The organism is Pleionea sp. CnH1-48, from assembly GCF_024124665.1.
In the GTDB taxonomy this organism is placed as follows: Bacteria; Pseudomonadota; Gammaproteobacteria; order Enterobacterales; family Kangiellaceae; genus JAMXSB01.
Genome location: NZ_JAMXSB010000005.1, coordinates 112,979 through 131,851, shown reverse-complemented (window position 1 = coordinate 131,851; position 18,873 = coordinate 112,979). Strand labels below are relative to the sequence as shown.

Here is an 18,873-nt window from a genome sequence, read left to right as displayed (position 1 = left end):
ATGAAAGGCCAGATTGCATGGACGGACTTGACGGTAGACAACGCCGAACAGGTTCGAGATTTCTACCAAACCGTTGTGGGCTGGAAGTCTGAGGGTGTTAGCATGGGGGAGTACGAAGATTTCAGTATGCTAAGACCTGATAATGGCGAAGCGGTGGCTGGCGTGTGCCATGCAAGAGGAGCCAATAGCGGATTGCCGCCAGTATGGATGATTTATCTATTGGTTGATGATCTGGAACAGTCGCTAAAAGATTGTGAGGCATTGGGTGGCAGCATTGTTGTAGAGCCTAAGTCGATGGCTGGGTCTATGTATGCTGTGATTAAAGATCCTGCCGGGGCTGTTTGTGCTCTCTACGAAGAGGCTAAAAAGTAACTAACTCTGTACCTTGAAATACTTCTGGAAAAAGAGATGCCAAGGTTGGCATCTCTATGACTGTTCTTTGCGCTTCTTTTTGATATAGAGTTTTTTGCTGACTTTAGCGACCAGCTCTTTGTGCTCATCGTAAATATCAACTACCAAAGTAGGTTCGTACTTATCTTGCTCGCCTGCTTTCTGGCGGATGTCTTCCAGGATCTCTGGAGTAATTTCAAAATCGGCATAAACATGGGTTTTGCCTGGGGCAATAAACTTGATGCTGGATTCTTTGTCCCAAACGATATAATCCCGTCGCCCCAGTTTGTTAAGGAGTAACAAGGCAAAGAAGGGATCGGTCATCGAGAACAAGGAGCCACCGTAAGCGGTGCCGAAGTAATTAGAATTAAGTTTACCCAATTTCAGCCTGACACGTGCAGAAGTCCAGTCATCACTGATATTGAGTACTTTGATACCCGCTCCCAAAAAGGGGGGCCACAGGTTTAATACGCGCTTTAGCCAGCGCGGTGTCATTGCTGGTTTCATAATCTATCTGGTCGTACCAGTTGTAAAGCTCATATAATAAATGAGATTATCCACAACATCAATGAGTGTTTTTTGTACAGAACGAATGTGAGATAGAATCAGGAATGTCATCATGCCTATCGGTTGGATAGGCATGAGAGAGAATTATTCTTCTTTGTCAGAGACTTCGGCGATTTCCTGCGACTCGGGTGGTGTGGGTTTAAAGAAAACCGCAAACCAGATCCCTAGCTCGTACAGGAACCACATTGGAATGGCCAGGAGTGTCTGGGAAAAGATATCTGGTGGTGTAATAAACATGGCAAAGACGAAGATGCCAACCACCACATAAGGGCGCTTTTCTTTTAAGCTTTCTTTGGTCGTCAGTCCTGACCAAAGCAGCAACACTGTCGCCACTGGGATTTCAAAGGCAAACCCAAAGGCAAAGAACAGCTTAAGCATGACATCAAGCTGCTTGGTGATGTCGGGCGTATAGGCGACACCATCAGGAGTGGTACTGGCCGAAAACTGAAAAACTAGAGGAAAAACAACAAAGTAGGCAAAAACTAACCCGAGATAGAAAAGAATAATACTGCTACCGAGCAGTGGCAAAGCAAAGCGCTTTTCATGGCCGTAGAGGGCTGGTGAAATAAAGCTCCAGATCTGGTGCAGCAGATAGGGCATCACTGCAAAAATAGACACCACAATGGTCAGCTTGAGCGGAATAAAGAACCCGGCAAAGATGCCCGTTGCAATAACCTGACTATGTTCTGGCAGCACTTCGGTCAGTGGTTTAGAGACAATGGCGTAAATATCATTGGCAAAATACACCAGGCCTAAAAAGACAATGGCTACCGCCAATAGTGAACGGACAACCAAAGAACGCAGTTCAACCAGATGGCTGACCAGAGGCATTTCTGGGTCGTTGTAATTAGATGAATCAGTCATGATGCTTTGAAGTTTCTACATCGTCATTCGGTTTGTCTGACGTCGGTGGCAGAATGCTGTTTTGCTGCTCTTCCATTTCTCGTCGAAACTCTTCCTGGGTGTCTTCAATTTGCTGCTGGGTGGTACGGGCAAACTCATCAATGGATTGCTGACCGTCTTGCGCCAGTTTTTCCATTTGTTCTTGCTGCTGCTGAATTTGCGAACGCAGCTCTTCGATCTGAAGCTCACGGTTGATTTCGTTTTTGACGGTAGAAAAGGTGTGCTTCGCCTTACCTATCCAGCGACCAACCGTGCGCATGGCCACGGGAAGTTTCTCCGGGCCTAGTACCACCAGAGCAATGATGGCGACAACAGCGAGTTCTGATAAAGCAATATCAAATGGCATGTAGTGCTCTCATTTGCTTACTTTTTAGACTCTTCGTTCACTTTTTCGGCTTCACCTTCAAAAGTGCGAGCTTGTTGTTGCTCATCGGTTAGCGTTGCTTTTGGGCTGTCTTGTTCGGCCTTTTTTTCGTCGTCATTCATGGCTTTTTTGAAGCCTTTAAAAGCCGAACCTAAGTCGCCGCCCAGGTTGCGCAGTCTTTTGGTGCCAAATAACAGCAAGATAATGACCAGCACGATAACCAGTTGCCAGATGCTTGGAGCCATAAATTAATACCTCTAACTAATACTTAATCTAAGAAAATTCTGATGATCAGGCGAAAGGCATAGGGCCGCCGCCAAGAACATGAAAGTGGATATGGAAAACTTCCTGGCCACCGCCTTTGCCCGTATTGAGAACGGTTCTGTAACCCGCCTGAAGTCCCGCCTGTTCGGCAATTTTAGGAATGGTGAGCATTACATGAGCCATGAGCTCGCGGTCAGATTCGTCGGCTTCATTCAGGCTAGCAATATGCTTGCGTGGAACGACTAATAAATGAACGGGTGCTTTGGGGCTAATGTCTTTAAACACTACAAGGTGTTCGTCTTCGAAGACTTTTTGAGACGGAATTTCATCATTTATTATTTTACAAAAAATACAGTCGTTCATATATGACCCATAGTTAATTGGCAGATCGGGTTAATTGCTACACTACCGAATCCTGTTATGTTACCCCAGGTTGCAGTTTATACCAAACTAGTGTTGTAGTTTTGAGATAGTTGGCACTTTATGCGGAGGAAAGTTGAATCGAGCAAAGAGGAATAGGTTAACTCTAACTTGTTAACGATTTATGTAAGGCGTAGGTGTGGCCTTCATTGCACTCAATTTTAAACCAGGAATCGGTCAATTTGTCAGCCGCCATTGGACGTGCATAAAAGAACCCTTGCTGCCAGTGAATACCGAGTGAGGATAAGCCTTGGCGTTGCTCTTGAGTTTCTACACCCTCGGCAATAATCTTTAGCTCCATGCTATCACACATGGACTTAGTGGCTTGCACGATGGTTAAAGATTGCTCCAGGCTTTGAATAAAGCTGCGATCAATTTTCACTCCATGAATAGTAAGACGATGCAAATACGCTAGTGAGGAATACCCTGTTCCAAAATCGTCGATCATGATTCTTATGCCCATCTGTGATAGCTGATTGAGCTTCTTTTCGATATGGTTCAAGTTGATAGTAAAAGTGCTCTCATTAAGCTCTAGCCACAACTGGTGAGGGGATATTTGATAATGGTCCAGACGTTCCTGTAGTTGATCAACAAAACACTCGTTGAGTTGTGAGCCCGAAATATTGAGGCATAAATCCAGCCTATGCTCTAACTGTTTTTGCCAGTCTGCTAGTTGCTGCAGAGCGGTCGACATGATCCATAAGCCCACTTCTGGCATTAAACCGGATTCTTCGGCAATAGGAATGAATTCGTCTGGCATCACGATGCCTAAGTCGGGCGAGTTCCAGCGGATCAGAGCTTCCACTCCCATAATCGTACGGTTGGCATTATCAATAACGGGGTGATAATGGAGTATAAACTCATCATTTTCCAGAGCTTGTATGATCATTCGTTTAAGCGTGAGCTTGCGCTGGATTTCTACATACATAAAAGGTTGAAACTGACTCCATCGATTTTTGCCCGACTGCTTGGCGCGATACATAGCACTGTCGGCATAGCTTAACAGCGTATCGGTGTTTTTGGCATCGATGGGGTAGCTGGCGATGCCTATGCTGGCACCTGTTTTTATTTCGGTGGATAAATTGATGAGCTTGCCAGAGTTCTTTACTGCCGCCAAAATAATTCTAGCCACTTTTTCTTGTTGCAGATTGCTAAGTGATTTATCTAAGACACAAAACTCATCACCTGCTAAGCGTGCAACAAGTGCATCGGCATCTAGACCTGCTTTGATATTATTGGCAATGTTTTTTAATAACGCATCGCCTGTTTGATGCCCCATCGTATCGTTAACGGTTTTAAACCCATCCAGATCAATAAAATAAATAGAAAAGGGAATATTTTTTTCGATGAGCAGTTGCATGCTATTTAGCATTCCCAATCGGTTTTTTAAACCCGTCAGCCCATCGTGCTCAATAAGGTGTTGAGTTTTGAGTTCTTGTTGTTTGCGTGCATCAATATTGCGTTGGCTTACCAGGATCTGCAAATTACTTGGAACTAGGCGAACTTCAAAATCATACCAAACTTGATGGCTGCGAATATTGATCGCTTTTTCAAAGTTAATGAGAGGCGTTTCTTTTAGTTTCTTTAAGGACTGTTGCACATCAAAATCCTTTCCCAGTAGATCTTGAATATGTCCAATGGTAAGGCCAAATTGTCGCGCAAAGTTTTCGTTACTATTACTGAAGCCTCCATCGTGATGATAGAGTGATGCCAGAGTTTCACCTGAAGCTAGGTGAGATTGAGTTTCCATGGTTTCACGATCGATAATGCCTTCGCAAAGCATCAGCATACGATCCTTACATCGAATACCAGAGAAGTTACAATAGACTTCTTTTTTTACCCCTTTAGGTCTAACAGTCCACCAGGCTGAATGATGTTTGCCTGCTATGAAATCCTGTTGATAATTTTTAAGTAACAATTGTATGGCTTCTGGCATACCGTCTTGAAAATCGCGACTGCCCAACTCTGTTAAGGATTCGGTTAGCCATAACGATCGCGCTGAGTGATTTGCCCAGGGAATTCGGTAGTAATCAATGTCGTATATCCAGATAGGTGTATGGACCGTTTCGAGTCCCGTCAAATAGGGTTGGAGTTCTTCTATGACTTCTTGTTGTATGTTGTAGTCCATTTACTTGCGGTGTGAACAGCGATACCTATACAAGTTATAGCTGAAATACCTCAGTTTTGAGAACATTTGTTTAAATATTTGACACCCTAAGCGCAAAAAAGCTACTTATTATTGTTGTTTGAAATATTTTTGTTGTGTTTTAAGCCTTCCAAGTTGGCTCTGTAACATACTACTGTGTGGATTATTTCTCTTTTGAGTTTGTTCGTATGGCACTGATAAAGACAACAGCTGCTGCTGTAATGGTGACAATAGTGTTGTCAATCATGTGCTGATTTATCATTGCAGCCGATAAAACCAACAAGCCGAGACCAAGCATCGACATCAGATTCACTTTTTGTTGACGCTTTTGCTGGCGACGCAATTGAACGAGTTCTTGTTGTAACTGTTGATTACGTCGGTGATGATTTTTATCTGCGGTCAAAAATTGCGACAGACGTTCTGGCATTTCTGGCAACTCTTCGATCCAGTAAGGCCATTTTTGCTTTATCTTTTTAATAAGTGCTTTGGGGCCCACTTTATCTTTATACCACTCCACTAAAAATGGTTGAGCAGTTTCCCAAAGATCCAGTTGCGGATAAAGCTGCCTGCCGAGTCCTTCTATATAGAGTAATGTTTTTTGCAGCAGTACCAATTGAGGTTGTACTTCCATTTGAAAGCGTTGCGCTACCTGGAACAACTGAATCAAAAAGACACCAAAAGAAATTTCTGACAGGGGTTTACCAAAGATGGGCTCGCAAGCGGTTCTTATTGCTGCCTCGAACGATTCGACGGATGTATCTGGGTTCACCCATCCTGACTCAATATGCAACTCTGCAACACGGCGATAATCTTGTTCAAAAAAAGCGAGGAAGTTAGCTGCCAGGTAATTTTTGTCGGCTTCGCCTAAAGTACCCATAATACCGCAGTCTATGCCAATGTAAGTGGGCTGCTCGGGATCAGTAACATCAACAAAAATGTTGCCTGGATGCATATCAGCATGAAAAAAACTATCACGAAATACCTGAGTAAAAAATATTTCGACACCGCGATGAGCTAGTTCTTTCATGTTAGTGCCGGCGGCTTTGAGCTCGTCAACGTTGGCAATAGGAATACCATAAATCCGTTCTTGCACCAGTACTTTTTCTCGCGTGTAGTCCCAATAAATTTCGGGTACGTACAATCGATTACTATCGATAAAGTTGCGCCTTAATTGAGTCGCACTGGCCGCTTCTGTACGTAAATCCAGTTCGTTATAGATAGTAACTTCGTAGTCTCTAACGACTTTCTCTGGATGAAAACGCTCTGAGTCTTTAACGTATTGAGCGATAAGCCCGGCAATTTGATGAAGCAACTCCAGATCTTGTTTGATCTTTTTACGCAAACCGGGGCGAATAACTTTAACAACAACTTCCGTTCCATCCAGTAGGGTTGCGCCATGAACTTGCGCCATAGAAGCCGATGCCATGGCCTCTTCATCAATGTGTTTAAAAACACTGTCGAGCGGCATGCCCAATTGCTTTTCAATGATTTTGCGAGATTCTTCTCCGCAAAAAGGAGGCACTTTATCTTGTAGTTGCGCGAGTTCTTCGGCAATGTCATGTGGCAACAAATCACGACGTGTTGAAAGCATTTGCCCAAACTTGATAAATATGGGACCTAGCTCAGTGAGAGCCATACGCAACCGAGCGCCGCGAGAATGTTCTTTATATTGGCGACTGGCAAAAGCCAGATATTTGAATGCGCGGCTATAGCCAGCAATGGGCGTATCGGCAAAAAATTCGTCGAGCCCGTACTTGATGAGCACTCGATTGATATGAAAAAGTCGTGATAAGTTGCTAAAAGATTTCATTGGTTATGTATTTTTTCTGCCAGTCGGTTAACTCTTGCTGCCAAACGTTCTACATCACTTTTTAGATCATCTAACTCGTCGAAGAAATCTTCTGCTTCAAGTTTTGATGGAGTAAGTCTGGCTTCTTCTTTTAAATATTCTGCGGTGTTGTCGCGAGCAGTAAAAAACAATTTCTTAACTTGCTCGTGAGTGTTTTTGACTATGCTACCCACTTGATTAGCGACAATATCGCCTGTGTACTTAGAGAGTTCTTCTTCCCAGTCGATGTGAAGCTGTTGCCAAAAGTTTTGAAACTTCTGTGCCGTACCCACTTCACCTTCAAAATGGATATCGCCTTTAAACAAAGCATCGCCGCCACGCTCAGTGGCTGATAGGTTAAAGAAGGCAAAGCTTGTTCCAGACATAGTCACATTGGGTTGTTGCTCACTATGAGAAGTGACAAAGATAGAATCGTCGTAAATATCAAAAATCAGTGTAAGTTGCATGTCGGTTAATTTGATCGCAACTTGTTTATCTTCGAGTTCTTTTAACCGGTGTTGAGAATCCGGATCTAACTTTATTAGCGACTGGATGATTTTTTCTATAATACCAGCTGACAGTAGATTGAAAGTGAGCATCAAATTGTCTCGGTGGTTAGTTCATCGATGTAAAAAATGAGGCGCTTGGGCCTCATTTTTAAAATACCTTCTTAATATTTGAAGCCACGATGTAAAGCGACAACGCCATCGGTCATATTGTGATACTCGGCATCATCAAAGCCAGCTTCTATCATCATTGATTTTAACGTTTCCTGATCAGGATGCATGCGAATGGACTCTGCCAGGTAGCGATAGCTATCGGCGTCGTTCACCATGATTTTGCCCATCGCTGGTAGCAAGCTGAATGAGTAAGCGTCATAGATTTTTGACATCCAGTCATGCTGAGGTTTAGAAAACTCTAAGACTAGCAGTCGTCCACCTGGTTTGAGTACACGGTAGATACTAGCCAATGCTTTGTCTTTGTTAGTGACATTGCGCAGACCAAACGCGATGGTAACGATATCAAAAGTATTATCTGCAAAGGGCAGGGTTTCAGCATTCACTTGAACAAAGTCAATGGCACCACCAACGCCGTTATCAAGTAATTTGTCACGGCCGACGGATAGCATGGAAGCATTTATATCTGCCAATACCACTTGGCCTTCGTTACCGACTTTGCGAGCAAATTTGGCTGCCAGATCACCAGTGCCTCCGGCTAAATCCAGTACCTTGTGGCCTCGTCTAACACCACTCATATCCAGGGTATAGCGTTTCCAAAGGCGGTGTACTCCAAAGGACATCAAATCATTCATGATGTCATATTTTGCAGCAACAGAATGGAATACTTCGGCTACTTTTTTTTGCTTATCTTCGACGTTGACCTGTTGGTAGCCGAAGTGCGTGGTTTTTTCTTCCATAATGAGTCTTAAAGTTTCTTGTATTGAACGGTATTGGGCTCTCGGCTTAGATGTTCATTCGCCAATCGCTCAAGATAATGTTGCCAGTTATCGGAGTGTTGCTCGCCCAACTCGCGAAAAGTCTGCCAAGTATACAGCCCCGAGTCATGTCCGTCATCAAAGGTCAGCTTAACTGCATAGTGGCCGACAGGTTCGATGTTGATGATTTTGACGTCTTTTTTTCCGGCTATCAGTTTGAGTGGTCCGCCACCGTGACCTCTAACCTCGGCTGAAGGAGAGAAAACACGTAGGTATTCGGCAGAAAGGTGATAGCTGACATCAGAGTAGACAATGTCGAGAATCTGGCTTTGTTGGTGGAATTGAATATTGATGGGCGCTTCAGTCATCAGGATACAGCAGCCATTGAACGTCTTAATGGAACGCATTTGAGCATAAAACGCGACAACATGCCAGTTAGCGCAAAGAGACTCGATAAGCTGAAAGATACTCAGCTTATCGAGAGGGCTTCATACTTATAGAATAAAGCGGCTGAGATCTTCGTCTTCAACCAGATCGCCCAATTGTTGATCAACATAGGCGGCATCAATGATGATGGCTTCTTCTGAGTCGGTGGCGTTAAATGAAATTTCTTCTAACAAACGCTCCATCACCGTGTGCAGGCGACGAGCACCAATGTTTTCGGTTCTCTCATTCACTTGCCAGGCGATTTCTGCAACTCGACGAATACCATCTTCTGCAAACTCGATGGTGCGGTTTTCTGTGGCCAAGAGGGCAACATACTGCTTAGTCAATGCGGCATCTGGCTCAGTTAGAATTTGCACGAAATCATCTACCGACAAGGCGCCAAGTTCAACGCGAATCGGTAAGCGGCCCTGAAGCTCTGGGATCAGGTCCGAAGGCTTCGACAAGTGGAAAGCACCTGAGGCAATAAACAGAATGTGATCACTTTTGATCATGCCATATTTGGTGCTAACAGTGCAGCCTTCGACTAACGGCAGCAGATCACGCTGTACACCTTCTCGAGATACGTCACCACCCGAGGATTCTTGGCGCTTGGCGACTTTGTCGATCTCATCTAAAAAGACGATACCATTTTGTTCTACCGCTTCGACCGCCTGATTTTTAAGTTCGTCCAGATTCAGCAGCTTTTCTGCTTCTTCTTCGCGCAACAGCTTCATGGCGTCTTTGACTTTCATCTTGCGTCGCTTGGTGCGGTCTGGCGACATGTTTTGGAACATGCTCTGAAGTTGATTGGTCATTTCTTCCATGCCGGGAGGCGCCATGATTTCGACACCAACGCTAGGACCTTGTACTTCAATCTCGATCTCTTTGTCGTCGAGCGTGCCTTCGCGTAATTTCTTGCGGAAGACCTGACGGGTACTGTTCTGCTCTTCGGCTGGTTGTGACTCGGTATCAAAACCTGTTGGACGCGGTGCCGGTAACAGTGCATCCAGTATGCGATCTTCTGCTGAGTCAGTCGCTTTGTGCTGAACGCGTTCTAGCTCCTGCTCACGTAACATTTTGAAGGCGGCATCGACCAGATCACGAATGATGGACTCGACGTCACGACCTACATAACCGACTTCCGTAAATTTAGTCGCTTCAACCTTGATAAAAGGCGCATTAGCCAGTTTGGCCAGGCGACGGGCTATTTCGGTTTTACCCACCCCAGTTGGGCCAATCATTAGAATGTTTTTGGGAGTAATTTCGTTGCGCAGAGAGTCATCAACTTGCATCCGGCGCCAGCGGTTACGTAGTGCAACGGCAACGGCTCGCTTTGCCTGATTCTGGCCTATGATGTGTTTATCCAGTTCATGGACGATTTCGCGCGGAGTCATTTGTGTCATAGTTAATACTTACTGTCTCTAAATTAATTAGTCTTTAAGTTCTTCGAAGATGTGATTGTGGTTAGTATAGACGCAGATATCGCCTGCGATCTTTAACCCAGTTTCGACAATTTCGCGAGCCGGTAGGTCGGTTTTTTCTAACAAAGCTTTAGCGGCAGCTTGAGCGAATGAACCGCCAGAACCTATGGCTAACAGCCCACCCTCGGCTTCGGGTTCGATAACATCGCCGTTACCCGAGATAATAAAAGAGTGTTCTTTGTCTGCGACAATGAGCATAGCTTCCAAGCGTCGTAAAGAACGATCTGTTCGCCAGTCTTTAGCGAGTTCGACAGCGGCTCGAAGCATTTTCCCTTGATACATCTCTAGCTTGGCTTCAAAACGTTCAAACAGCGTAAATGCGTCGGCAGTTCCACCAGCAAAGCCTGCTAATACTTTATTGTGGTATAGGCGTCTTACTTTTCTGGCATTGCCTTTCATAACGGTATTGCCAAGAGATACCTGCCCGTCGCCACCGATGACAACTTCGCCATTGCGACGAACAGATAGAATCGTTGTGCCTCTAAATTGATCCAATGCGAACTCCTTGGTGTTGTGCACTGATTAGGCTTTTTAAAAAGCATCACTAAGTGGGCTAATTATGGGGCTGGTCTGTTGGTTTTCAAGGAAGATAAGTGAATGATGCCATCAGATAAGGGCAAAAGAGATGCTCTTTGTATCACAGGCCGTCAGAGAAAGGCGACCTGTGATATTGATCCTGTCGGGTTTACACGAATCGCGCTCGTTTGGTTATGAGTAACAGGCTGGCCGCAAGGAGCCAAAAGCCAAAACCAGAAGGCTCGGAAACGGGCATGTAGCAGGTATTAGAGTTGAGCACTCGCGTGGTAAAAGTGCCATCAAGATTGCCAGAAAGAACGCAGTTTATGCTGATTTCTGTATCGTTGTTGGGTTCTAGTCCATTAAATTCGTAATCGTAGTGAGTTTGGCCTAAAGAGGCATCAGCTTGAAACGGACCCAGCTCACCCACGGCTAAAGGATGATTGCCAATCACCGCAATATAATCTCCCACCGGAAAGGTGTTGATATTGGGATCGGTACCCATTGCGGTATCCATGGCAAAAACGTTCGAGAAAGTGCCATCGTCAATGTAAATGATCATGTCGAGATCCAGATCAAAAAATCCGCTGACGTCCGATACCTGAACGTTGTTGGTATTGGGGCCGACCCCAGTAAAACTGAAAAACCAGATATCAATGGTGCTGTTAACGCCGTTCGATTGCAGACTATCGGCTTCTAGGAAAATGGCGTGGCTGTTAGGAAGGGTGGCAATGTTAAGGGTTAAACACAAAACCATCAGTGAGAAAAACTGTGTGACAGACAATGATTTAATCGATTTCATAAGTGTGCTCCATGCTTCGTGGTTATTTTGGTACTGAATTGAGCAAATATCGTACCGCAATGAGAGATGCTGACAGATCAATGACTTAGCAGCCAGAGCTTCAGAGTGTCTGTATTATTTGTTAAAGAGATTGACGCAAAAAAAAGCCCACAAGTTTGTGAATTCTGCCTAACATAAAATAAAGGCTGCACTGATGAATTAAGCGATGATAGAATGCGCGCCCTCGAATTCTCGGGCTACTCCGTTTTAAACATTTTCTAATAGGTACATCATTCGTATGCAGGTCGTTGTTGGTCAACGTTGGGTCAGTCACACTGAGGCCCAGTTAGGTCTTGGATTAATCAATAATATTTCTGGTCGTCGTATGGAAGTCAGCTTCCCTGCGGTAGGCGAAACACGGGTATATGCCGTTGATGCCGCTCCCTTGAGTCGTATCGAATACACACCCGGTGAAGTCATCTCTAACATGAACGAAGAGCAGTTTGTGGTGAAGGGGGTGACGGACGAAAAGGGGTTATTGGTTTATGACTGTGAAGATGTCGCTGGGCAACCGTGCAAAGTCCATGAGCTTGAACTGAATTGTTTTGTGCAGTTTACCACGCCTGGCCAACGCTTAATCAGTGGGCAGTTTGATAGCAATCGAGCCTATGAACTACGTGTCGATACTTTAGAAAAAGTCTCTCAGTTACAACAATCCAGCATTGCTGGATTGCAAGGTGGGCGTATTGGCCTGTTGCCACACCAGCTTTATATCGCTAATGAAGTGTCTAAGCGTCATGCGCCTCGAGTTCTGCTGGCTGATGAGGTTGGACTGGGTAAAACCATTGAAGCCGGTATGATTCTGCATCAACAACTGCACAGTGGCCGTGCCAATCGTGTATTGATTGTTGTGCCTGAGAGTCTGGTGCATCAGTGGTTAGTTGAGATGCTACGTCGATTCAATCTTTCTTTCGCGATTTATGACGAAGGCCGGGTATCTGCTCTGCAAGAAGAATTTGAGCATGCTGAAAGCACCGGATCTGAGTCTACAAATCCTTTTGAAGCCGAACAACGCATCATTTGCAGCTCCAGTTTTTTGGTGAGCGATGAGCGCATCAAATCCATGGTACTGGAAACCGAGTGGGATATGCTGGTGGTTGATGAAGCCCATCATCTGGTCTGGAGTGAAGAAGAAAGCAGCGAAGAATATCAGTGTGTTGAGCAGCTTTCGCGTCAATGCCAAGGGCTGTTACTACTTACGGCAACACCTGAGCAAGCAGGTATCGAAAGTCACTTTGCCCGTTTAAGACTGCTCGACCCTGCCCGTTTTTATGATTTGCAAGTGTTTAAGCAGGAACAGGAAGGCTATCAGACACTGAATCATATCGTGGAGTTACTGCAACAACTGGATGATGCTGCCAATATGGCACCGACGGATGTTGACGCCATTAAGAGTGAACTCGATGGCTTGTTGAACGATGATTTAAAGTCGCAGTTCGGGCCTTCTCTTGATCAGGCTGATGCACGACAACAGCTTATTCGATTACTGTTGGACCAGTACGGTACTGGAAGAATTTTATTCCGTAATACCCGCAATGGTGTCTCTGGCTTCCCTGAGCGGAACTTGTTTACCTATCCTCAACCCTGCCCGTCGTCTTACACCGATGAATTTGATCAACCGATGAAAGGTGTTGACGGCCTTTATCCTGAAACCCTGTTTTTGGATGACCGCTGGTTACAACAAGACCCACGAGTCACCTGGTTGGTGGAGTGGTTAAAAGAGCACAAAGAAGAAAAAGTTCTGTTGATTTGCCACCATGCTGACACTGCGGTGAAACTGGATAAATACTTGAACTTGAAAGTAGGTGTGCGCAGCTCTTCCTTCTATGAAGGCATGAGTATTTTGGAGCGAGATCGAGCTGCCGCCTATTTTGCTGAGCCAGAAGGTGGTGCGCAGATCCTGGTTTGTTCTGAGATCGGCAGTGAAGGTCGTAATTTTCAGTTTGCTCATCATTTAATCATGTTTGATTTACCAACTAACCCGGATTTGGTGGAGCAGCGTATTGGTCGTTTGGACCGTATTGGTCAAACTCATCCCATCTCTATTCATATACCTTATATAAAGAAGGGCTCTCAAGATATTTTGTTACGCTGGTATCACGAAGGCCTGAATCTATTCGAGAAGAGTTGCAGTTCTGGCTTTAGTATTTTTGAGCATTTTTCAGCACGCTTAAACTATGCCCTATCCGGTGAGCTGGAAGGTTACGAAGAGCTGATCGAAGATACGGCAGAGTACACTCGCGACATGCACATCAAGCTTCAGGAAGGTCGTGATCGGTTAATGGAGTTGAATTCTTGCGACCATGATAAGGCGTCAAAATTGGTCGCGGAGTTAGAAGAAAAAGACTCCGATTACGAATTAGTGGCCTATATGGAAGAGGTTTTCCGTGAATTTGGCGTGGATCTGGACGATCACTCAGAGGCCACACACTTTATTCGGCCCGGAGAGCAGATGAGAGGCGATCATTTCTCTGGATTAAAAGAAGAGGGAAGTTTAATTACCTTTAATCGTCAAGTGGCCATGTCACGTGAAGATATTAGCTTTTTATCATGGGAACATCCCATGGTAGATGAGGTGATGGAGCATATACAGTCAGGGGATTTTGGTAATGCAACCGTATCCACCATTTCGCTAAAAGGCCTAAAGCCTGGAACTCTGTTGCTAGAGGTCATTTATACGCCAAGAAGTGTCGCCCCTAAATGGCTAGAGCTACAACGCTATTTGCCCATCGAGCCGATTCGTTTGTTGATCGATGCCAATGGTAAGAACTTGTCTGCTGTAATGCCTCACGACAAGCTAAGTCAGCTGTGTTCACCGTTGAAGAAGAAGGTGGCCCGTACGGTAGTAGAGCAGGTTCGAGCTGATGTTGAGACCATGATGGAAAGAAGTAAGGAGCTGGCTTTGGAATTATTGCCAGCGATGCAGGCAAGCGCCAAAGAGAAAATGCAGCAAAGTCTCAACCTGGAACTTCAACGTTTGCTTTCTTTAAAGAAGGTGAATCCTAACATCCGTGATGAAGAAATTGAGTTTCTGGAGAACAAGATAAAATTGTGTGACGACTTTATTCGTCGTGCTACCTGCCAAATGGACGGTTTACGTCTAATTATCAATAGTTGATTTTTTGTACAGCCATAAAATGGAGTTTATGGCTGCATATCTCAATGGGGATATATTGCATAAATATGACACTTTTGAACAAAGTTTGTTCAAAAATGACGCGTTTTTGCGTGATAATATTGGATCACGCAATAATCACAGACCATTCACGGACAAATCTGACAAATTTTTTTATAAAAGTATTCGAATTCACATGAATTGCGATATCTCTCTCTGTGTTTTCGTTGGGCGAAAAATAGTCAGCTAAAGGGTGCGTGAGGGTCAAAATGAACTTGCAAAATTATATTCGGATGGGCTGTCAGTTGGATCATACGTTCAAGCGTATGGAGCGATCGACAGAAACAATGGGTGCGGTCGATGACGGCAGATATTTATGCGTGCGTATCGATGGCATTGGTTTAAGCAAAAAGTACCTCAAGGACAAAGTTGAGCCTGGCACTTTTGATATTCTGATCAAGAAAGCATTGATTGGGACTTATGAGAAGCTTAAGCAAAACTGCCCTAGAGAAGTTCGCAATATCTTCTTATGTGCTATGACATGCTCTGACGAAGTGTCGATCTTTTTGAACGCCAAGCCGAATAACTACGATGGTCGACTGTTCAAAATAACGACAACTATTGCCTCTACCTTCTCTGCTTTGTTCACCCAACATAAGTATCAACTGGCTATCCATAGTGGCGCTGACATCCAAAATAGCACCCTTTTCGACGCCGAATCCTTTGATGGTCGCCCTATCCAGTTTGAAGACTCTGAGCAAGTTTATAATTATCTTTTCCACCGCTATGCCACATATGTGCGCAATTCAGCAACCAAATTGCTGCGTTTAAACGGTGTGCCCTCTACTGAGCTTTACAGCGAACAGAACTACAATAATATTGATTACATCTGGAGTAAGGTATCTTCGCTGAACAAACATGTTGAAGTTGAAAATATTCAACACCACCCCAGATTATATGTTCCTAACAGCTCGAATCATTTTAAAGAGTATCAATTCTCTTCAATAAGTGAGTTTATTCAGAAGACTCCGGGACTGATCGATGAGCATGAGTCGCGACTGAATGTGCCGCGCAAAATTCGTCAGTATAATTACCGAGTCTCGCACTAAAGGACTCAAATTATTAGTCATAGCAACATTGTAGATAACTCAAATAACCAATGTGTCATTTTGCTCCACGGAATGGGGCGTAGTCGATTAGCGATGCTAAGACTGCAAAAGCATTTGCAGTCTCTTGGTTATTGGGTCTGGAATCAAAGCTATCCCTCCACATCCTTTGCGATTGAATATTTATCATCCAGTGTGATTCCTCAGGCTCTCGAAGCTTGTCGCAGCCAGTCAGGCCGAAGCGGTAGGATACACTTTGTTACCCATTCGCTTGGTGGCATTCTGGTTCGTCACTACTTACAACAGCATGCTATTGATGAGCTAGGGCGTGTTGTGATGCTGGGGCCTCCCAATAAGGGCAGTGAGGTCGTGGATAAAATATCCGGCTGGCCTTTCTTTCGCTGGTCTACTGGGCCTGCTGGCCAACAATTGGGCACCGATGCTGCCAGTATTCCCAATCGATTGAAGCGTATAGATGCCAAAATTGGCATTATCGCGGGTAATCGCTCCTCCGACCCTTGGTTTTCTGGCCTCTTTAAAGGGAAAAACGATGGTAAGGTCTCTGTTGAAAGTACTCGACTGGAAGAAATGAGCGATTTTTTAGAAATGAACGTTGGGCACACGCTGATGATGTGGGATCGTCGTGTTTTGAAGCAGGTAGCTTATTTTTTAAAGGAAGGACAGTTTAGCGACAAACCTTTGTAGTTTATTTGGACGTTAGTAAATGGATATTACTCGTGATTACATGCATAGGAGGTGTGGGAACACGGATGGAATTAAATGGGTTATTTCTTAAGGAAGTTAGAGATGAAAAAATTTACTGCTCTTATTTTTGTTATCTTGAGCATTGTTGTTTTCCATGTAATTTTTGATGGCCAGTATGAGAAATCAGAAAGAGAGTCATATCAGCGGATCAGAGATCACTGTTTGCTTCATCAGATGTCTCTCATTTTGAACGACTATTATCAAAAGAAAGGAGAATATCCTAAGCCTGATGAGTGGCAAAAAATTATTCTAGATAACGGCTTTGCTAAGGGACTCGGTTGTGGCAGTTATGGAAATTATCCCTATGGCAACCGTGTTATAAATTCCTTCTCTGAACCGTTTGTGTATGTGTTTTCATCAAAGCAAAAGGTAGAAATTTACTCTGATATCATATATGAGACAGATAAGTTGAAGTATGTGTTAGAAGAAGGACAGTGGAAAAGAGTGGATATTGAATGATGTAGTTGGAAAGAGGAAAAGAGTATTAACGGCTCTCTGATGTTGGTTGAGAACAGTCGTACTTTCGATTTATGTTTTTGGGTCTAATCTTTCCTTTCAAAACTAATAACCGGAGTCCAATTTTCGGCCCAGGTATGATTGGTACTTTCTCCCATAGTGGCTAATGAATCTGTAAGAAAGTCGATGAATACTTTAACTTTGGCTGGAAGATAATCACGTTTAGGGTAGATGGCGAATACGCCGCTGTCTGGTTGTGGAAGTCTGAAGTAAGGATAAAGAGAAATTAGAGTGCCATTGTTTAAATCTTCTTTAGCAAGAAAGTGTGGTAATTGAGCAAAACCTAAACCATCGGCACACATAGATGCCATCGCTTCGCCATCATCAGTGATATGAGTTCTTTCTAACTCATAAGGAATATATTCCCCCTCACTGTCTGGCAAGAAGATAGGCTGTAGTTGCTGTGTTTCTTTGATTCGAAAACCAATCCATTGATGTCGTTGGAAGTCTTCACCGCAGCTTGGTGTTCCATGTGCCTCTAGATAATCAGGTGACGCACAAGTAAGAAAGTCCATTGGGCTGAGACGGCGTGCCACCAGTCGGCTATCTTTTACATAACCCGTACGTAAAGCGACATCAATATCATTTTCAATAATATCCGCGTGTAAATCGTTGAGCTCAATCTCCAACTTAATGTCAGGGTACTGATGGCAAAATGCTCGTAATAAAGGGCGCAGATAAAGATGGCCGTAACAAACGGCAGAGCTGATTCGGAGAGTTCCTCTGGGAGCATCATTCAAGTGCTTCAACTCATCTTCGCAGGAAGATAGGTCTTGAACCAATTTGCGTACGGTATGAGAGTAGTGTTTACCTGCCGTTGTAATGCGTAGCTGTCGAGTAGAGCGCTGAAAAAGGGTTAAACCTAGCTCTGCTTCCAATCGACTGATTGCTTTGCTAACCGTAGATGGATCGCTACCACACATTCTCGCTGCTGCAGCAAAGCTGCCGCCATCGCAAGTTGCTAAAAATATTTCTAAAGATCGTAATTTATCCATTCGAAGAGTATATCAAAAATATTCCTGAATAATATTCATGGCTGCTAGGAATGCTAGCCCATTTTTCGCCGATTTTTAAATCCTTACAATAGGTCAAGCGGAGATAGAAACTTTTTCTTTAGTTTGGATCTGTATCGACAGCTTATTTTAACTATTCCATATTAATGCGGATCAACATGGTTTCTATTTGTCGTCTAACTTACCAGAGAATAATTAAAGGCTCATTATTAATATAGGGTGATTAAAAAATGATTCGATATGTATTCAACAAAATGTTGGTGGCGTTTAAGCATCGTTATAATTACGATGTTCATTACCAGCAGGATATCTTGAAAGCTGACCTTGGCGCATTCCTGAAGTTTATGGGATTTCAAACTATGTCATCTTATTCGGGTAAGTTATCTGCTGGGCCTCTATTCGCCGCGAGAATTCGGGCGGCTTTATGGGATGACTGCGGACCTTGTGCCCAACTAGTTGTTAATATGGCTTTGGAAGCAAAGGTGAGCCCAGATATTATCCATTCAATTATTCGTAGAGAGCTAGACAACTTGCCAGAGGAGATTGCATTAGTGATGCAATTTACTGAACTTGTTTTAGCTCATGACCCCGGGGCTGATGAGCTACGTGAAAAAATACGCACTTTATGGGGGGATCAAGGACTTATTGTTCTTGCCTATAGCATTAGTTCCTGTCGAGTTTACCCTACACTGAAATATGCTTTGGGCTACGGTAAAACCTGCCAACAAATAAAAGTCAATAATTTATCTCTAGTGCCTTACTAAAAGGAAAAAGTCT

20 protein-coding genes are annotated in these 18,873 nt (G+C 44.0%); 6 read left to right on the top strand and 14 right to left on the bottom strand.

Annotation, left to right across the window (positions count from 1 at the left end; genetic code table 11):
- Positions 1-372, top strand: a complete 372-nt coding sequence (locus NH399_RS09425) for a VOC family protein (RefSeq protein WP_253039431.1) — start codon at positions 1-3, stop codon at positions 370-372.
- 54 nt (positions 373-426) lie between these two features.
- Here the strand turns inward: NH399_RS09425 and NH399_RS09420 are convergent, their stop codons facing one another.
- The 13 genes from NH399_RS09420 to NH399_RS09360 form a co-directional block, all read right to left on the bottom strand.
- Positions 427-897, bottom strand: coding sequence for a DUF4442 domain-containing protein (locus NH399_RS09420; RefSeq protein ID WP_253039429.1), 471 nt, complete (start codon positions 895-897; stop codon positions 427-429).
- Between the two features lie 144 nt (positions 898-1,041).
- A complete protein-coding gene (tatC, locus tag NH399_RS09415; protein ID WP_253039427.1) occupies positions 1,042-1,821 on the bottom strand; it encodes a twin-arginine translocase subunit TatC in 780 nt (259 codons plus the stop codon).
- Positions 1,814-2,206, bottom strand: a complete 393-nt coding sequence (gene tatB / locus NH399_RS09410; RefSeq protein WP_253039417.1) for a Sec-independent protein translocase protein TatB — start codon at positions 2,204-2,206, stop codon at positions 1,814-1,816. The genes tatC and tatB overlap by 8 nt, the downstream gene beginning before the upstream one ends.
- Before the next feature lie 17 nt (positions 2,207-2,223).
- Positions 2,224-2,469, bottom strand: a complete 246-nt coding sequence (tatA, locus tag NH399_RS09405) for a twin-arginine translocase TatA/TatE family subunit (protein WP_253039408.1) — start codon at positions 2,467-2,469, stop codon at positions 2,224-2,226.
- Between the two features lie 46 nt (positions 2,470-2,515).
- The gene (locus NH399_RS09400; protein WP_253039406.1) at positions 2,516-2,851 is read right to left on the bottom strand and encodes a histidine triad nucleotide-binding protein; all 336 of its coding nucleotides are present in this window, start codon (positions 2,849-2,851) and stop codon (positions 2,516-2,518) included.
- Between the two features lie 163 nt (positions 2,852-3,014).
- Positions 3,015-5,036, bottom strand: coding sequence for a bifunctional diguanylate cyclase/phosphodiesterase (locus tag NH399_RS09395; protein WP_253039404.1), 2,022 nt, complete (start codon positions 5,034-5,036; stop codon positions 3,015-3,017).
- A 181-nt stretch (positions 5,037-5,217) separates the two neighbouring features.
- Complete coding sequence (ubiB, locus tag NH399_RS09390) at positions 5,218-6,864, bottom strand: ubiquinone biosynthesis regulatory protein kinase UbiB (protein WP_253039402.1); 1,647 nt, start codon at positions 6,862-6,864, stop codon at positions 5,218-5,220.
- On the bottom strand, positions 6,861-7,481 hold the full coding sequence (locus NH399_RS09385) for an SCP2 domain-containing protein (protein ID WP_253039393.1): 621 nt from the start codon (positions 7,479-7,481) through the stop codon (positions 6,861-6,863). Before NH399_RS09385 ends, ubiB begins: the two co-directional genes overlap by 4 nt.
- Before the next feature lie 71 nt (positions 7,482-7,552).
- Positions 7,553-8,299, bottom strand: coding sequence for a bifunctional demethylmenaquinone methyltransferase/2-methoxy-6-polyprenyl-1,4-benzoquinol methylase UbiE (gene ubiE, locus NH399_RS09380; RefSeq protein WP_256489433.1), 747 nt, complete (start codon positions 8,297-8,299; stop codon positions 7,553-7,555).
- Between the two features lie 8 nt (positions 8,300-8,307).
- Entirely contained in the window at positions 8,308-8,685 is a 378-nt protein-coding gene (locus NH399_RS09375) for a gamma-butyrobetaine hydroxylase-like domain-containing protein (protein WP_253039392.1), read from the bottom strand.
- 126 nt (positions 8,686-8,811) lie between these two features.
- On the bottom strand, positions 8,812-10,146 hold the full coding sequence (gene hslU, locus NH399_RS09370) for an ATP-dependent protease ATPase subunit HslU (protein ID WP_253039390.1): 1,335 nt from the start codon (positions 10,144-10,146) through the stop codon (positions 8,812-8,814).
- 27 nt (positions 10,147-10,173) lie between these two features.
- Positions 10,174-10,719, bottom strand: coding sequence for an ATP-dependent protease subunit HslV (gene hslV / locus NH399_RS09365; RefSeq protein WP_253039388.1), 546 nt, complete (start codon positions 10,717-10,719; stop codon positions 10,174-10,176).
- Between the two features lie 190 nt (positions 10,720-10,909).
- Positions 10,910-11,542: a hypothetical protein gene (locus NH399_RS09360; protein ID WP_253039386.1), complete on the bottom strand. Its 633-nt coding sequence runs from the start codon at positions 11,540-11,542 to the stop codon at positions 10,910-10,912.
- A gap of 277 nt (positions 11,543-11,819) precedes the next feature.
- Between NH399_RS09360 and rapA the strand changes: the two genes are divergently transcribed.
- From rapA to NH399_RS09340, 4 genes are all read left to right on the top strand, one after another.
- The gene (gene rapA / locus NH399_RS09355; RefSeq protein WP_253039384.1) at positions 11,820-14,699 is read left to right on the top strand and encodes an RNA polymerase-associated protein RapA; all 2,880 of its coding nucleotides are present in this window, start codon (positions 11,820-11,822) and stop codon (positions 14,697-14,699) included.
- Between the two features lie 266 nt (positions 14,700-14,965).
- Complete coding sequence (locus NH399_RS09350; protein ID WP_253039382.1) at positions 14,966-15,805, top strand: tRNA(His) guanylyltransferase Thg1 family protein; 840 nt, start codon at positions 14,966-14,968, stop codon at positions 15,803-15,805.
- Positions 15,806-15,814: 9 nt separating this feature from the next.
- Positions 15,815-16,507 carry an esterase/lipase family protein gene (locus NH399_RS09345; protein WP_371876071.1) on the top strand — a complete coding sequence of 231 codons (693 nt, stop codon included), beginning with the start codon at positions 15,815-15,817 and terminating at the stop codon, positions 16,505-16,507.
- A 102-nt stretch (positions 16,508-16,609) separates the two neighbouring features.
- Positions 16,610-17,026: a hypothetical protein gene (locus NH399_RS09340; protein WP_253039378.1), complete on the top strand. Its 417-nt coding sequence runs from the start codon at positions 16,610-16,612 to the stop codon at positions 17,024-17,026.
- A gap of 83 nt (positions 17,027-17,109) precedes the next feature.
- Here the strand turns inward: NH399_RS09340 and NH399_RS09335 are convergent, their stop codons facing one another.
- Positions 17,110-18,078 (bottom strand): LysR family transcriptional regulator, encoded by a 969-nt coding sequence (locus NH399_RS09335; RefSeq protein WP_253039376.1) that lies wholly within the window; start codon positions 18,076-18,078, stop codon positions 17,110-17,112.
- Positions 18,079-18,326: 248 nt separating this feature from the next.
- Here NH399_RS09335 and NH399_RS09330 point away from each other — a divergent pair, with 248 nt between their 5' ends.
- Entirely contained in the window at positions 18,327-18,860 is a 534-nt protein-coding gene (locus NH399_RS09330; RefSeq protein WP_253039374.1) for a hypothetical protein, read from the top strand.
- Positions 18,861-18,873: the final 13 nt, after the last annotated feature.

What these genes read in the sequence shown, in the direction of transcription:
- NH399_RS09400 (WP_253039406.1), bottom strand. Translation starts at nt 2,851, where the DNA reads ATGAACGACTGTATTTTTTGTAAAATAATAAATGATGAAATTCCGTCT.
- ubiB (WP_253039402.1), bottom strand. Translation starts at nt 6,864, where the DNA reads ATGAAATCTTTTAGCAACTTATCACGACTTTTTCATATCAATCGAGTG.
- NH399_RS09330 (WP_253039374.1), top strand. Translation starts at nt 18,327, where the DNA reads ATGATTCGATATGTATTCAACAAAATGTTGGTGGCGTTTAAGCATCGT.
- NH399_RS09385 (WP_253039393.1), bottom strand. Translation starts at nt 7,481, where the DNA reads ATGCTCACTTTCAATCTACTGTCAGCTGGTATTATAGAAAAAATCATC.
- ubiE (WP_256489433.1), bottom strand. Translation starts at nt 8,299, where the DNA reads ATGGAAGAAAAAACCACGCACTTCGGCTACCAACAGGTCAACGTCGAA.
- NH399_RS09420 (WP_253039429.1), bottom strand. Translation starts at nt 897, where the DNA reads ATGAAACCAGCAATGACACCGCGCTGGCTAAAGCGCGTATTAAACCTG.
- NH399_RS09395 (WP_253039404.1), bottom strand. Translation starts at nt 5,036, where the DNA reads ATGGACTACAACATACAACAAGAAGTCATAGAAGAACTCCAACCCTAT.
- NH399_RS09375 (WP_253039392.1), bottom strand. Translation starts at nt 8,685, where the DNA reads ATGACTGAAGCGCCCATCAATATTCAATTCCACCAACAAAGCCAGATT.
- hslU (WP_253039390.1), bottom strand. Translation starts at nt 10,146, where the DNA reads ATGACACAAATGACTCCGCGCGAAATCGTCCATGAACTGGATAAACAC.
- NH399_RS09340 (WP_253039378.1), top strand. Translation starts at nt 16,610, where the DNA reads ATGAAAAAATTTACTGCTCTTATTTTTGTTATCTTGAGCATTGTTGTT.
- tatB (WP_253039417.1), bottom strand. Translation starts at nt 2,206, where the DNA reads ATGCCATTTGATATTGCTTTATCAGAACTCGCTGTTGTCGCCATCATT.
- NH399_RS09360 (WP_253039386.1), bottom strand. Translation starts at nt 11,542, where the DNA reads ATGAAATCGATTAAATCATTGTCTGTCACACAGTTTTTCTCACTGATG.
- tatA (WP_253039408.1), bottom strand. Translation starts at nt 2,469, where the DNA reads ATGGCTCCAAGCATCTGGCAACTGGTTATCGTGCTGGTCATTATCTTG.
- rapA (WP_253039384.1), top strand. Translation starts at nt 11,820, where the DNA reads ATGCAGGTCGTTGTTGGTCAACGTTGGGTCAGTCACACTGAGGCCCAG.
- NH399_RS09350 (WP_253039382.1), top strand. Translation starts at nt 14,966, where the DNA reads ATGAACTTGCAAAATTATATTCGGATGGGCTGTCAGTTGGATCATACG.
- NH399_RS09335 (WP_253039376.1), bottom strand. Translation starts at nt 18,078, where the DNA reads ATGGATAAATTACGATCTTTAGAAATATTTTTAGCAACTTGCGATGGC.
- tatC (WP_253039427.1), bottom strand. Translation starts at nt 1,821, where the DNA reads ATGACTGATTCATCTAATTACAACGACCCAGAAATGCCTCTGGTCAGC.
- NH399_RS09425 (WP_253039431.1), top strand. Translation starts at nt 1, where the DNA reads ATGAAAGGCCAGATTGCATGGACGGACTTGACGGTAGACAACGCCGAA.